Consider the following 14,312-nt stretch of genomic DNA (forward strand, 5'->3'; position numbering starts at 1 on the left):
GGCGCGCGCTCCCCGTGCCGGCTCAGAACTCGGCGCTGCCCGGGGCGCGCGGGTAGGGGATGGCGTCGCGGATGTTGCTCAGCCCGCACACGTACACCACCAGGCGCTCGAAGCCCAGGCCGAAGCCGGCATGCGGCACCGTGCCGTAGCGGCGGAAGTCGCGGTACCAGCCGTAGTGCTGCGGATCCAGGCCGAACTGCAGCATGCGCGCGTCGAGCACGTCCAGGCGCTCCTCGCGCTGGCTGCCGCCGATGATCTCGCCGATGCCGGGGGCCAGCACGTCCATCGCCGCGACGGTCTTGCCGTCGTCGTTCAGGCGCATGTAGAAGGCCTTGATGTGCTCGGGGTAGTTGGTCACCACCACCGGGCGGCCGACGTGCTGCTCGGTCAGCCAGCGCTCGTGCTCGGTCTGCAGGTCCAGGCCCCATTCCACCGGGAACTCGAACTTCTGCCCGGACTTCTGCAGCAGGCCGATCGCGTCGCCGTACTCGATGCGCTCGAACGGCGAGTTGATGAAGGTCTCCAGCTTGCTGATCGCGGTCTTGTCCACGCGCTCGGCGATGAACGCCAGGTCGTCGGCGCGCTCGTCCAGCACCGCGCGGAACAGGTACTTGAGGAAGTCCTCGGCCACGCGCGCGTCCTCGGCCAGGTCGGCGAAGGCGATCTCCGGCTCGATCATCCAGAACTCGGCCAGGTGGCGGGTGGTGTGGCTGTTCTCGGCGCGGAAGGTCGGGCCGAAGGTGTAGACCTTGCTCAGCGCCAGGCAGTAGGCCTCGACGTTGAGCTGGCCGGACACGGTCAGGAAGGTCTCCTTGCCGAAGAAGTCGCGGCCGAAGTCGACCTGGCCCTGCGCGTCGCGCGGCAGGTTGGCCATGTCCAGGGTGGAGACGCGGAACATCTGCCCGGCGCCTTCGGCGTCGGAGGTGGTGATGATCGGCGTGCTGATCCAGTTGTAGCCGTTCTGGTGGAAATAGCGGTGCACCGCCTGCGCCAGGCAGTTGCGGATGCGCGTCACCGCGCCGAACAGGTTGGTGCGCGGGCGCAGGTGCGCGACCTCGCGCAGGAACTCCGGCGACATCGGCTTGGGCTGGATCGGGTAGGTCAGCGGGTCCTCGACCCAGCCCACCACCTCGACCGCGCTGGCCTGGATCTCGTACGACTGGCCCTTGCCCTGCGACTTCACCAGCACGCCCTTGGCGATCAGCGAGCAGCTGCCGGTGAGCCGCTTGACCTCGTCGAAGTTGGGCAGGGCGTCGGTCGCCACCACCTGGATCGGGGCGAAGCAGGAGCCGTCGGACACGTTGATGAAAGCCAGTCCGGCAGATCCGCGCAGCGTGCGCACCCATCCCCGCACCGTGACTTCGCCGCCTTCCGGGATCTTCCCGGCCAGCGCATGTGCAACGCTCACCACCGTCATGACTTGAATCCTCGCCGCAGAGACTCGATATGGAAGGGGCAAGTGTACTGGCTGGAGCGCAGCGCTTGCGAGGCGTGGCGGCGATCGGCCGCCAACCTTCCTATAATGTCCGCTCGCAGTCGCCGGAGTCGTTCGTCATGGCCATCCGTCTCACCCCCGTCGCCCATGCCCGCGTGCAGCGCTTCGTCGCGCAGACGCCTGGCGCGCTGGGCTTGCGTTTTGGCGTGGAGCGCACCGGCTGTTCGGGGTGGGGCCACGTCACCGACCTGGCGCGCGAGGCGCGTGCGGACGATGCGGTGTTCGAGCAGGATGGCGTGCGCATCTATGTCGATGCCACCAGCCTGCCGCTGGTGGACGGCACCGAGATCGACTTCGCCAAGCAGGGCCTGGGCGAGACCTTCGTGTTCCGCAATCCGAATGCCACCGCCGAGTGCGGTTGCGGCGAGAGCTTCACCACCGACGCCGCGCACGCCGGCGCGGCCTGAGCGTCGCCGCTGCGGCGGCGCGGCCTCCTTGTGGAGGACGCGGGGCAGGGCGGCCCGGTTGTCGCAGTAAGTGCCTGAGTTCCTCCATCACCCCAACGCATAAGCGCTGTGCTTCGCGCAGGAACACGGCGTCTGCGACGGCTGCGGCGAAACCCGCGCATGGCGCTACCAGGGGGGCGTTCTACTGCGCCGGCGACGCCCCGCAGTCTCTGTGTCCCTGGTGTATTGCGACGGTCGCGTGCGTGTTCCGTTGCCTGCAGTGCGGCCAGCATCGCCTGCATGTGGCTATGGGTTGATCCAAGTCGTTGATTCGATTGGTTTCGTGCGCTGCGGTGGCGTCCCTGTCCGGCGCCGCGGACGGCTGGCTTGTCGGTGACCGGGCATCTCGGTCATAATGTGCGGCTTCCTGCCTTCCCGGCAGGAGTCCTTGCCCCACCGCCGTCGCACCGCGGGGGGCTGTCCGGCCGCAAGGCCACATCCGAAAGGTAAACACCATGAGTCGTCATTACGAAATCGTGTTCCTGGTCCACCCGGATCAGAGCGAGCAGGTCCCGGCCATGATCGAGCGCTACAAGTCGCTGGTCGAGAACGGCAAGGGCACCATCCACCGTCTGGAAGACTGGGGCCGTCGCCAGCTGGCGTACCCGATCCAGAACCTGGTGAAGGCCCACTACGTCATGCTGAACATCGAAGTGGACCAGGCCGTGCTGAGCGAACTGGTCGAGAGCTTCCGCTTCAACGACGCCGTGCTGCGCCACCTGGTGATCAAGCGCGACGGTGCCGACACCGAGCAGTCGCTGATCATGAAGAGCAAGGACGAGAAGGCCGACAAGCCCGAGCGCGGTGAGCGCCGTCGTCGCGACGACGAAGAGGGCGATGCGCCCGCCGCCGCCACCGAAACCGACGGCGACGCCGCCGAAGCCGCCTAAGGAGCACGCTCATGTCCAAGTTCTTCCGTCGTCGCAAGTTCTGCAAGTTCACCGCCGAGGGCGTCAAGGAGATCGACTACAAGGATCTCAACACCCTGCGCCAGTACCTCACCGAGAACGGCAAGATCGTGCCGAGCCGCGTGACCGGCACCAAGTCCAAGTATCAGCGTCAGCTGGCCACGGCGGTCAAGCGCGCGCGTTTCCTGGCGCTGATCCCGTACACGGACAACCACGACGTTTAATTCCGGGTTTCCCGGAGCGATACGGCCCGCACCCTCCGGTGCGGGCATTCAAGCGAAGTCTGGCGATTAGAAAAGTGCGGTGCCGTCGGGCGCAATCCCGACTCCCCAATCCCGAATCCCGGCTTCTCCTATTCGGACAGCACCCGTTGCGCCGGCCGCGTGCCGACGCTAACGAATAACGGAGCAAGACCATGCAACTGATTCTTCTGCAGAAAGTGACCAACCTGGGCGGCCTCGGCGACAAGGTCGACGTCAAGCCGGGCTACGGCCGCAACTACCTGGTGCCGCAGGGCAAGGCCGTGCCGGCCACCGCCGCCAACATCGCCGAGTTCGAGGCCAAGCGCGCCGAGTACGAAGCCAAGGCCAAGTCGATCCACGACGACGCCGAAGCCCGCGCCGCCAAGCTGGAAGGCGCCAGCGTGACCGTCAAGGCCAACGCGTCGACCGAAGGCAAGCTGTACGGTTCGGTCGGCCCGCGCGACATCGCCGAGGCCTTCACCGCCGCCGGCATGCCGCTGGAGAAGGGCGAAGTGGTGCTGGGCGAAGGCGCGTTCCGCAACATCGGCGAGTACGAAGTGCTGGTGCGCCTGCACGCCGACGTGGAAACCACGGTCAAGGTCGTGGTCGAAGCCGACGCCTGATCCTTGCGTCATCGCTGTACCGACACGGGCACCGCAAGGTGCCCGTGTCGTTTTTGCCGACCGGCGCCGCCCTCGGCGGGCCATGCAGCCCTGGCCGGGCGCGGCCGGCGCAAGACCCGCCGGCTGCGAGTGCGACCGCCGTCGCATCACCGCCGCCCGGCGCAGGCCGCCCCAGCCTCGCGCGGGGGCCGCTATACTCAGCGACTCGTGTCCGATGTCGGCCCGGCGGTGTAGCCGCATCAATGGGTTGGAAGCAGGACCTCACCTGGATCTTCATTAGCGGCAGCGCAGCTCGGAATGCCGGCGGCGTCTGCCATGGATTGCCTGCACCATGCGCCTGTCGACCATCAAGCTGTCCGGCTTCAAGTCCTTCGTCGATCCGACCACGCTGCACCTGCCGACCAACATGACCGGCATCGTCGGTCCGAACGGCTGCGGCAAGTCGAACATCATCGACGCGGTGCGCTGGGTGATGGGCGAAAGCTCGGCCAGCCGGCTGCGCGGCGATTCGCTGACGGACGTGATCTTCTCCGGCTCGTCGGCGCGCAAGCCGGTGTCGCAGGCCACGGTGGAGCTGATCTTCGACAACACCGACCACACCATCGCCGGCGAGTACGCCTCGTTCAACGAGATCTCGGTCAAGCGCCAGGTCAGCCGCGACGGCAGCAGCAGCTACTACCTCAACGGCACCAAGTGCCGGCGCCGCGACATCACCGATCTGTTCCTGGGCACCGGCCTGGGCCCGCGCAGCTACTCGATCATCGAGCAGGGCATGATCAGCCAGATCATCGAGGCGCGCCCGGAAGACCTGCGCGTGTACCTGGAGGAGGCCGCCGGCATCTCCAAGTACAAGGAGCGGCGCAAGGAGACCGAGACCCGCATCCGCCACACCCGCGAGAACCTGGAGCGCCTGGGCGACCTGCGCGAGGAGATCGGCAAACAGCTCGAGCACCTCAAGCGGCAGGCGCGCCAGGCCGAGCAGTACCAGGCGCTGCAGGAAGAGCGGCGGATCAAGGATGCGCAGTGGAAGGCGCTGGAGTACCGCGGCCTGGACGGGCGCCTGCAGGGCCTGCGCGAGGCGCTGGGCCAGGAAGAGACCCGCCTGCAGCAGCTGATCGCCGAGCAGCGCGATGCCGAGGCGCGCATCGAGACCGGCCGCGTGCGTCGCGAGGAGGCCGCCGAGGCGCTCAGCACCGCGCAGGCCGAGGTCTACAAGGTCGGCAGCACCCTGGCCCGGATCGAGCAGCAGATCCAGCACCAGCGCGACCTGTCGCAGCGCCTGCACAAGGCGCGCGACGAGACGCAGACGGCGCTGGCCGAACTCGGCCAGCACATCGGCACCGACGAGGCCAAGCTGGCGCTGCTGCGCGAATCGGTGGACGTGGCCGGCCCGCAGCTGGAGCAGCTGCAGGAAGACAACGAATACAAGCAGGAAGCGCTGCGCGAGGCCGAGGCGCGCCTGGCCGACTGGCAGCAGCGCTGGGAATCGCACCAGCGCAACACCGCCGAAGCCTCGCGTGCCGGCGAAGTGGAGCGCACCCGCGTCGATTACCTGGACCGGCAGTCGCTGGAGGCCGAGCGCCGCCGCGAGGCGCTGCTGGCCGAGCGCGCCGGGCTGGACCTGGACGCGCTGGCCGAGGCGTTCGCGCAACTGGAACTGCAGCACGAGACCCAGCGCGCCGCGCTGGACGGGCTGACCGAGCAGGTCGAGGCGCGCAAGCAGGCGGTGGCGGCGCTGCAGGACCAGCAGCGCAGCGCGCAGGCCGAACTGGCCGACGTGCGCAAGCAGGCGCAGGCCGCGCGCGGCCGGCTGTCGTCGCTGGAAACCCTGCAGCAGGCCGCACTCGGCCAGGAGCAGGGCGCGGCGGTGGCCTGGCTGCAGGCGCGCGGGCTGGATTCGGCGGCGCGCGTCGGCGAACGGCTCAACGTCGAGAGCGGCTGGGAGAACGCGGTCGAAGGCGCGCTCGGGCAGTTGATCGAAGGCGTGTTGGTCGAGGCGCCGGAACAACTGGTCGACGCCCTTGGCGAACTCGGCGAAGGCCGCATCGCCCTGGTCAGCGGCGCGGAGGCGGCCGAGACCTTCGCGCCGACCTCGCTGGCGGCCAAGGTGCAGGGGCCGATCGCGATCCGTCGGCTGTTGGCGCGGCTGCACGCGGCCGAGGATTTGAGTGCGGCGCGCGCGCTGCTGCCGCAGCTGGGCGAGGGCGATTCCATCGTCACCCGCGACGGCGCGCGCCTGGGCCAGGGCTGGCTGCGCGTGTCGCGGTCCGGCGCGGCCAAGCAGGGCGCACTGCTGCGCGAGCGCGAGATCCAGAGCCTGCGCGGCCAGATCGAGACGCTGCAGGAGCGCGAGGCCGATCTCGAACACCGCCTCGGCGAGATGCGCGCCCAGTTGCTGGCCGGCGAGCAGCAGCGCGAGGACGCGCAGCGCCAGCTGTACCAGGCGCACCGCAGCGCCTCCGAACTGGCCGGACAGTTGCAGAGCCAGCAAGGCAAGGTCGACGCCGCGCGCACCCGCATCGAACGCATCGAGCTGGAGGTCGCGCAGCTGCTGGAAACCCTGGACAGCAGCCGCGAGCAAGCGCGCGAGGCACGCTCCAAGCTGGAGGACGCGGTCACCAGCATGGGCGACCTGGAATCGGTGCGGCACGCGCTGGAAAGCGAGCGCCGCCAACTCACCGAGGCGCGCGACCTGGCCCGCGACGCCGCGCGGCGGGTGCGCGAGGCCTCGCACGCCCTGGCCCTGACCCTGGAGTCGCAGCGCACCCAGATCGCCTCGCTGAGCCAGGCGCTGGAGCGGATGGGCAACCAGCGCGGGCAACTGGACGCGCGCCTGGGCGAACTCAGCGCGCAGTTGAACGAGGGCGACTCGCCGGTGCTGGCGCTGGAGGCCGAACACCAGGCCGCGCTGAGCGAGCGCGTGCGCACCGACCGCGCGCTCGGCGAGGCGCGCGCGCTGCTGGATGGCATCGACAATGAATTGCGCGCGCTGGAGCAGACCCGCCAGCAGCGCGACGAACAGGCGCTGGCGCAGCGCGAACGCATCGCCCAGCGCCGGCTCGACCAGCAGGCGCTGGTGCTCAGCGCCGAGCAGCTGTCGGCGGCGGTGGTCAAGGCCGGCTTCGTGCTCGAGGACGTGATCAACGGCCTGCCCGAACATGCCGACCCCGTCGAGTGGGAGCAGGCGGTGCAGCAGATCGATGGACGCATGCGCCGGCTGGAACCGGTCAACCTGGCGGCGATCAGCGAGTACGGCGAGGCCGCGCAGCGCGCCGAGTACCTGGAAGCGCAGGACGTCGACCTGAACACCGCGCTGGAGACCCTGGAAGACGCCATCCGCAAGATCGACCGCGAGACCCGCGGCCGCTTCAAGGACACCTTCGACCGGGTCAACTCCGGCGTGCAGGCGCTGTATCCGCGTCTGTTCGGCGGCGGCCACGCCTACCTGGAACTGACCGGCGAGGACCTGCTGGACACCGGCGTGGCGATCATGGCGCGGCCCCCGGGCAAGCGCGTGTCCAGCATCTCGCTGCTGTCCGGCGGCGAGAAGGCGATGACTGCGGTTGCCCTGGTGTTCGCGATCTTCCAGCTCAACCCGGCGCCGTTCTGCCTGCTCGACGAGGTGGACGCGCCGCTGGACGAGGCCAACGTCGGCCGCCTGGCGGCGATGGTCAAGGAAATGAGCGAGAAAGTGCAGTTCCTGTTCGTCAGCCACAACAAGGCGACGATGGAGGCGGCGCATCAGCTCAGCGGCGTCACCATGCGCGAGCCCGGCGTCAGCCGCCTGGTCAGCGTGGACCTCGAGGAGGCCGCGCGTTTGGCGGGCGCGGCCTGACGTGACATGCTAAAGGACGTGATGTGCGTCGAGGCTTGGTTCCCGCGTTGGCGGACCCGGTGCGCACCCAGCAGTTATTTTCCCCCTGTGTACCCTTGCCGGAGTAACCCCTGAATGTCCGACATGGCAATGCTACGCATCGGCATCCTCGCCGCCGGCTTGCTGTTGATTGCGGCGATCTTCCTGTTCGGCCGCCCGAAGAAACCGAGCCAGGGCCGGCGCGTGGAGCCGGCCGATCCGGCCGCGCCGCGCCGCGAACCCTCGCTGGGCGACGCCGCCCCGGCCGCCGGCGACGACGCGCTGGCCGCGCCCGGCGCGGACGGCGAAGCGCACCAGCCCGACTTGGGCCTGCCTGCGGCAGAGGCGCCCGGCGCCGACCTCGGCAAGCGGCCGAGCCAGGATTTCGACAAGATCGTCTCGCTGTATGTCGCCGCCCGCGCCGGGCAGGTGCTGCGCGGCGAGGACATCGTGGTGGCCGCGGAGAAGACCGGCCTGACCTTCGGCCACATGAACGTGTTCCACCGCCTGGTGGAAGGGCATCCCGAGCGCGGCCCGATCTTCAGCATGGCCAGCATCATGAAGCCGGGCAGCTTCGACATGGCGCACATCCGCGAGATGGAGACCCCGGCGATCGCCTTCTTCCTGACCCTGCCGGCGCCGCTGACCGCGCTCGACGCCTGGGAGAAGATGCTGCCGACCGTGCAGCGCATGGGCGAACTGCTCGACGGCGTGGTCCTGGACGATAGCCGCAACGCCCTCGGACGCCAGCGCATCGCCCACATCCGCGACGACCTGCGCGCCTACGACCGCCAGCACCAGGCACCGCCATTGACGAAGGCGCCGCGCTGGTAGCTTGGTGCTGGGAATGGGGAAACGGGAATGGGGAATCGTAAAAGCGTATCCCCGCCTCTGACCCCCCGCGCTCTTCCCTTCTCCCTTCGGGAGAAGGTGCCCCCGAAGGGGGCGGATGAGGGTACGACCGCCGCCGAACGCCAGAACCCCTGGCTTTGACTCTTGCGTACCCTTATCCCGACTCTCCAAGCCTGGCGCACTGACGCCAGGCTAGTGAACCGTGGACCTGTAATGGGAAGGCCAGGGCAAGCCTCTCCACGCCTCAGCCGCAAGGCAACCCGCTTTTACGATTCCCGATTCTCCATTCCCCATTCCCGGCCCCCAAGCTACTTGCGCGCCTTAACAAACGCCTCCCGAAACCGCAGCATCTCCGCTTCGCTGCCGACGGTGACGCGCACCAGCTTCGGCCAGATCGGCCAGCTGCGGCCGACGATCACGCCTTGCTTGGCCATCGCCGCGGCGAAGGCGGCGCCGTCGCGCTTGACGTCGACCATGAAGCAATTGGCCTGCGACGGCAGGCACTTGTAGCCCTTGCTCTGCAGCCAGGCGATGGTGGCGTCGCGAATGCGCGCGTTCTCGGCGCGGCGGGTCGGCACCAGTTGCAGGTCCTGCAGGCTGGCGATGCCGGCGGCCAGCGCAGGCACCGACACCGGATTCTGGCCGAACGCGGCCAGCCTGGTCTGCAGCCCCGGCGCGGCCACCGCCAAGCCCAGGCGCAGCCCGGCCATGCCATACAGCTTGGAGAAGGTGCGCAGCACCAGCAGGTCCTGGCGCTGGCCGATCAGGTCGATCACCGACGGCTCGTCGCTGTAGTGCAGGTAGGCCTCGTCGACCAGCAACACGCTGGACGCAGGCTTGTTGGCCAGCAGCCATTCGATGTCGGCGCGCTTGGTGATCGAACCAGTCGGGTTGTTCGGATTGCATAGGTAGATCAGGCCGGCATTCGGATCGACGCTGGCCATGGCCTTGACGTCGTGCGCGCCGTCGGCGCGCAGCGGTACCCGCCGCACCGGTGCGCCATGCGCGGCAGCCACATCGGCCACCGCCTCGAAGGTCGGATCGGCCACCACCACGCCGGCGCGCGGCGAGGTGAAGGCGCGCGCGGCGCGGGCGAGCGGCTCGCTGGAACCGGGATACGCCGCCACGTGGTCGGCCGGCAGGCGCTGCTGGCCGACGAAGGCGGCGATCAGCTCGTCCGACAGCTCGAACAGATAGCGCCCGCTACGCGGCAGGATCGCCTGTGCCGCCGCCAGCGCCGCGGGCGAGGGACCCAGCGGGCATTCGTTGAAGTTCAGGTACACCGTGCCGGTTGCTGGCACTACGCCAGGTGTTGCCGCAGCAGTGTCGGTGGCCTTGCGCCGCGCCGCCTCGGCGACGGGCGCCAGGCCCACGGCGCCCAGCGCCAAACCGGAGGTAGCCAGGGACAGGAAGGAACGGCGCGAGACCGGTAGCGACACGTGGCTCTCCAGAGCGGGCGGGGGAGGTCACGTTAACGAGGTGTTAATGGCGGGGCAAGGGAGTGAGGGGCCGGGATTCGGGATTTGGGATTTCAGGAGTGGCTTGAGGCTGGGATTGGGGATTCGGGATTGGGGATTAGGGATTAGGGATTGGCAAAAGTCGGGGGTGGTGACGTCGATGGCGCTGCGCGCCCCGTACCCTCACCCCAACCCCTCTCCCGGGGGAGAGGGGCCTTGGCTTCTCCCTTCTCCCCTCGGGAGAAGGTGCCCCCGCAGGGGCGGATGAGGGTACGACCGCCGCCGACGTGAGAAGTCCGAGCTTGGGCTCTTGCGAATCTCCAATCCCAACTCGCCAATCTCGGTCGTCAAGCGAATCCCCACTCCCAACGCGCCAATCCCAGCCGTCAAGCCAATCCCCAATCCCGACTCCCCAATCCCAGCCTTCAAGCTACTATCGCCCCCCTCTCCGTTACCCCCGTTTCCGCTGCGCATGACCGCAATTCCCGATCCCCAGCAGCGTGCCGCCGAGTTGCGCCAGCGCATCGACGACGCCAATCACCGCTACTACGTGCTCGACGACGCGTCGATTCCCGATGCCGAGTACGACGCGCTGATGCGCGAGTTGGAGGCCCTGGAAGCCGCGCACCCGGAGCTGGCCAGCGCGGATTCGCCGACGCGCAAGGTCGGTGCGCGCCCGGACGGCGGCTTTCCCGAAGTGCGCCACGCGATCCCGATGCTCTCGCTCGCCAATGCCTTCGAAACTCCGGGCGTGGCCGAGGACGCCGACGACCGCACGCGCTTCGCCGAGGTCGCCGATTTCGAGCGCCGCATCGAGCGCGAACTCGAACTGGCCGCGCCGGTGTTCTCGGTGGAACCGAAGCTCGATGGCCTGGCGATCAGCCTGCGCTACGAGGATGGCGTGTTCGTGCAGGGCGCCACCCGCGGCGACGGCAGCACCGGCGAGGACGTCACCGCCAACCTGCGCCAAGTGCGTTCGGTGCCGCTGAAGCTGCGCGACCTCGGCGTGCCGCCGCCGGCGGTGCTGGAAGTGCGCGGCGAGATCTACATGCCGCGCGCCGCCTTCGCTACCTGGAACGCACAGGCGCTGGAGCGCAACGAGAAGCTGCTGGCCAACCCGCGCAATGGCGCCGCCGGCTCGCTGCGCCAGCTCGATCCGGCGGTCACCCGGCGCCGGCCGCTGGCGTTCTTCGCCTATTCGGTGGGCGAGGTCCGTGGCCTGGAGCTGCCCGAAACCCATTCGCAGACGCTGCAACTGCTGCGCGACTACGGCTTCCCCGTCGCCCCGGAGGCGGATACCGCTACCGGCTTCGATGGCCTGATCGCGTATTTCCGTCGCATCGGCGCCGCTCGCGACAGCCTGCCTTACGACATCGACGGCGTGGTCTACAAGCTCGACGATTACGACCAGCAACAGGCGATGGGCTTCGTCTCGCGCGCGCCGCGCTGGGCGCTGGCGCACAAGTTCCCGGCGCAGGAACAATCCACCGTGCTGCGCGCGATCGAGGTGCAGATCGGCCGCACCGGCGCGGTCACCCCGGTGGCGCGGCTGGAGCCGGTGCAGGTCGCTGGCGTCACGGTTACCAACGCGACGTTGCACAACGCCGACCAGATCGCGCGGCTGGACGTGCGCGAAGGCGACACCGTGATCGTGCGCCGCGCCGGCGACGTGATCCCGGAAGTGGTGCGGGTGATCGAGGAACGGCGTCCGCCGGGCACCGCGCCGTGGACGATGCCGACGGCGTGCCCGGTGTGCGGTTCGGAACTGGTCAAGGAAGAGGACGCGGTGGCCTGGCGCTGCAGCGGCGGCCTGGCCTGTGCGGCGCAGCGCAAGGAGGCCGTGCGTCACTTCGCCTCGCGCCGCGCCATGGACATCGAAGGCCTGGGCGAGCGCCAGGCCGATGCCCTGGTCGAGTTCGGCTTCGTGCAGTCGCTGGCCGACCTGTACGCCTTGAGCGTGGAGGACCTGGTACGGATGAAGGCTGCGCTGGACGCGGCCACTGCCGCCGACCTGCTGCAGGCGGTGGAGGACAGCAAGGGCGCGCTGGCGCTGGACGCGGCCGGCCGCGCCGCGTTGGAAGACGAGGCCGCCCAGTGGCGGCACGCCGACTTCCTGCGCGCGCATCTCACGGTGGACCTGGGGGGCAAGCTCGCGACCAAGTGGGCCGAGAATCTGGTCGCCGGCATCGACGCCAGCCGCGCCACCACGCTGCCGCGTTTCCTGTTCGCGCTGGGCATTCCGCACCTGGGCGAGACCACGGCCAAGGCGCTGGCCTACTGGCTGGGCTCGCTGGCGTTCGTGCGCAGCACCCCGGCGGTGCTGCTGCAGGCCTTGCCGGACATCGGCGGCGAGGTGGCGCGCTCGATCGCGACCTTCTTCGAGCAGCGCGGCAACGTTGCGGTGGTCGATGGCCTGATCAATGCCGGCATCGGCTTCTCCGACGAGGGCGCACCGCCGGCCGAATTGCGCGAGCGCCTGGATCTGGCGCATCTGCTGGGCACGCTGCCGGTGGACAAGCTCGGCGGGAAGAGCGCGCAGCGCCTGGCCGCCACCTACGGCACGTTGGACGCCTTGCTGCGCGCCAACGAAAGTGGCTGGACCGGGGCGGGGCTGTCCACGGCCGGCGCCGCCAACCTGGCTGCTTACCTGGCTGATCGGGCACAGAAGCAGGCGCTGTTGGACGCCGAGGCGGCGATGCAACGTCTGCTCGATGCCGCGCCTGCGCAGACGCAGCGTCGCGCCGGCCCGCTGGATGGGCAGACCGTGGTGCTGACCGGCACCCTGACCGCGCTGACCCGCGACGAGGCCAAGGCGCAACTGGAGGCGCTGGGCGCCAAGGTCGCCGGCAGCGTGTCGAAGAAGACCGCGTTCGTGGTCGCCGGCGAGGCTGCCGGTTCCAAGCTCGACAAGGCGCAGGAGCTGGGCGTGGCGGTGTGGGACGAGGCGCAGTTGCTGGCGTTCCTGCAGTCGCAGGGGCAGGGCACATGAGTGCGCTCGGCACGGCGCAGGAAGAGTTGCGCTGGCGCACTGCCGGCGCGGCCGATCAGCCGGCCTTGCTGGCGATGCTGCAGGCGTTCTACGCCGAGGACGGCATCGCGTTCGACGCCGAGCGCGTGGCGCGCGGCCTGCAGGCGTTGCTGACCCAGCCGGCACTGGGCGAGGCGCTGCTGTGGCTGGCGCCGGACGGCGCGGTGGTGGGCTATGCGCTGATCACCGCCTGTTTCAGCGTCGAACTGGGCGGGCGCTATCTGCTGCTCGACGAGTTGTACCTGGGCCCGGCCGCACGCGGCCGCGGCTGGGGCCGGCGCGCGGTGGCGCTGGTCGAGGCGCGCGCCCGCGCGCTGGGCGTGGACATGCTGCGGATGGAGGTCAATCACCACAACGCCGCCGCCAAGCGCCTGTACCTGGGCCTGGGCTATCGCGACGACGCGCGCGACCAGCTGAGCCGCCGGCTCGACACGGCGCCGTGATGGACCTGCTGTCCACCCTGCAATTGCGCGCCCGGCTCAATGCCGCCATCCGCGGCTTCTTCGCCGCGCGCGGCGTGCTGGAAGTGGAGACGCCGATGCTGTCGGCGGCCGGCAACACCGAGCCGAACATCGACAGCTTCCAGACCCGCTTCAGCGGCCACGTCGACGCAGGTCCGGCGCTGCGCTGGCTGCGCACCTCGCCCGAGTACCCGCTGAAGCGGCTGCTCGCCGCCGGCATCGGCGACTGCTACGAACTGGGGCGGGTGTTCCGCAACGGCGAGGCCGGCGGCCGCCACAATCCCGAGTTCACCATGCTCGAGTGGTACCGGGTCGGCTGGGATCACCGGCAACTGATCGAGGAGACCGTGGAGCTGGTGCGCACCGCGCTGGCCCTGGTCGGACGCAGTGCCACGCTGCGGGTGCTCAGCTACCGCGAGCTGTTCCAGCAGGGGCTGGGCCTGGATCCGTTCACTGCGCCGTTGGAGGCGCTGCAGCAGCCGCTACGCGAGATCCGCATCGATGCCGACGGCCTGGGCCGCGACGACTGGCTGGACCTGCTGATGACCCACCGCCTGCAGCCGGCGTTCCCGGCCGACCGCCTCACCGTGGTCCACGACTGGCCGGCCAGCCAGTGCGCGCTGGCGCGCGTGCGCGACGGCGACCCGCCGGTGGCCGAGCGCTTCGAGCTGTACCTGGGCGGCTACGAACTGGCCAACGGCTACCACGAGCTCAACGATGCCGCCGAGCAGCGCCGGCGTTTCCTGCGCGACCACGCGCTGCGTCAGGCGCGCGGCGCGGTGCTGCCGCCGCTGGACGAGCGGCTGCTGCAGGCGCTGCCGGCCTTGCCCGACTGCGCCGGCGTGGCGGTGGGCGTGGACCGGCTGCTGATGGCGATGCGCGGCACCGCGCAGATCGGCGACGTGCTCGCCTACGATTTCGCGCATGCCTGAACCGGCCGTCACGTG

11 protein-coding genes are annotated in these 14,312 nt (G+C 69.6%); 9 read left to right on the forward strand and 2 right to left on the reverse strand.

Going from position 1 to position 14,312, the window contains the following annotated elements:
* Positions 1-22 precede the first annotated feature (22 nt).
* Positions 23-1,417 carry an asparagine--tRNA ligase gene (gene asnS, locus RAB70_RS12635; RefSeq protein ID WP_017907179.1) on the reverse strand — a complete coding sequence of 465 codons (1,395 nt, stop codon included), beginning with the start codon at positions 1,415-1,417 and terminating at the stop codon, positions 23-25.
* Positions 1,418-1,554: 137 nt separating this feature from the next.
* Here asnS and RAB70_RS12640 point away from each other — a divergent pair, with 137 nt between their 5' ends.
* The 6 genes from RAB70_RS12640 to zipA all read left to right on the forward strand — a co-directional run bounded on the left by RAB70_RS12640 (position 1,555) and on the right by zipA (position 8,401).
* The gene (locus RAB70_RS12640; RefSeq protein ID WP_017907178.1) at positions 1,555-1,902 is read left to right on the forward strand and encodes an iron-sulfur cluster assembly accessory protein; all 348 of its coding nucleotides are present in this window, start codon (positions 1,555-1,557) and stop codon (positions 1,900-1,902) included.
* 494 nt (positions 1,903-2,396) lie between these two features.
* On the forward strand, positions 2,397-2,831 hold the full coding sequence (gene rpsF / locus RAB70_RS12645) for a 30S ribosomal protein S6 (RefSeq protein WP_010342529.1): 435 nt from the start codon (positions 2,397-2,399) through the stop codon (positions 2,829-2,831).
* An 11-nt stretch (positions 2,832-2,842) separates the two neighbouring features.
* Positions 2,843-3,073: a 30S ribosomal protein S18 gene (gene rpsR / locus RAB70_RS12650; protein ID WP_002804494.1), complete on the forward strand. Its 231-nt coding sequence runs from the start codon at positions 2,843-2,845 to the stop codon at positions 3,071-3,073.
* Between the two features lie 191 nt (positions 3,074-3,264).
* Complete coding sequence (gene rplI / locus RAB70_RS12655; RefSeq protein ID WP_010342531.1) at positions 3,265-3,714, forward strand: 50S ribosomal protein L9; 450 nt, start codon at positions 3,265-3,267, stop codon at positions 3,712-3,714.
* A gap of 331 nt (positions 3,715-4,045) precedes the next feature.
* Positions 4,046-7,549 carry a chromosome segregation protein SMC gene (gene smc / locus RAB70_RS12660; RefSeq protein ID WP_148828585.1) on the forward strand — a complete coding sequence of 1,168 codons (3,504 nt, stop codon included), beginning with the start codon at positions 4,046-4,048 and terminating at the stop codon, positions 7,547-7,549.
* A 114-nt stretch (positions 7,550-7,663) separates the two neighbouring features.
* The gene (gene zipA, locus RAB70_RS12665) at positions 7,664-8,401 is read left to right on the forward strand and encodes a cell division protein ZipA (RefSeq protein ID WP_148828584.1); all 738 of its coding nucleotides are present in this window, start codon (positions 7,664-7,666) and stop codon (positions 8,399-8,401) included.
* Positions 8,402-8,727: 326 nt separating this feature from the next.
* Here zipA and RAB70_RS12670 read toward each other — a convergent pair whose 3' ends face one another.
* Positions 8,728-9,858: a pyridoxal phosphate-dependent aminotransferase gene (locus tag RAB70_RS12670; RefSeq protein WP_148828583.1), complete on the reverse strand. Its 1,131-nt coding sequence runs from the start codon at positions 9,856-9,858 to the stop codon at positions 8,728-8,730.
* 490 nt (positions 9,859-10,348) lie between these two features.
* Between RAB70_RS12670 and ligA the strand changes: the two genes are divergently transcribed.
* The 3 genes from ligA to epmA are packed head-to-tail and all read left to right on the forward strand — an operon-like array spanning position 10,349 to position 14,297.
* Positions 10,349-12,865, forward strand: a complete 2,517-nt coding sequence (ligA, locus tag RAB70_RS12675; RefSeq protein WP_148828286.1) for an NAD-dependent DNA ligase LigA — start codon at positions 10,349-10,351, stop codon at positions 12,863-12,865.
* Complete coding sequence (locus tag RAB70_RS12680; protein WP_148828287.1) at positions 12,862-13,347, forward strand: GNAT family N-acetyltransferase; 486 nt, start codon at positions 12,862-12,864, stop codon at positions 13,345-13,347. Before ligA ends, RAB70_RS12680 begins: the two co-directional genes overlap by 4 nt.
* Positions 13,347-14,297 carry an EF-P lysine aminoacylase EpmA gene (gene epmA / locus RAB70_RS12685; RefSeq protein ID WP_148828288.1) on the forward strand — a complete coding sequence of 317 codons (951 nt, stop codon included), beginning with the start codon at positions 13,347-13,349 and terminating at the stop codon, positions 14,295-14,297. The genes RAB70_RS12680 and epmA overlap by 1 nt, the downstream gene beginning before the upstream one ends.
* The last annotated feature ends 15 nt before the right edge of the window (positions 14,298-14,312 follow it).

This window comes from Xanthomonas sontii, assembly GCF_040529055.1.
Classification (GTDB): domain Bacteria; phylum Pseudomonadota; class Gammaproteobacteria; order Xanthomonadales; family Xanthomonadaceae; genus Xanthomonas_A; species Xanthomonas_A sontii.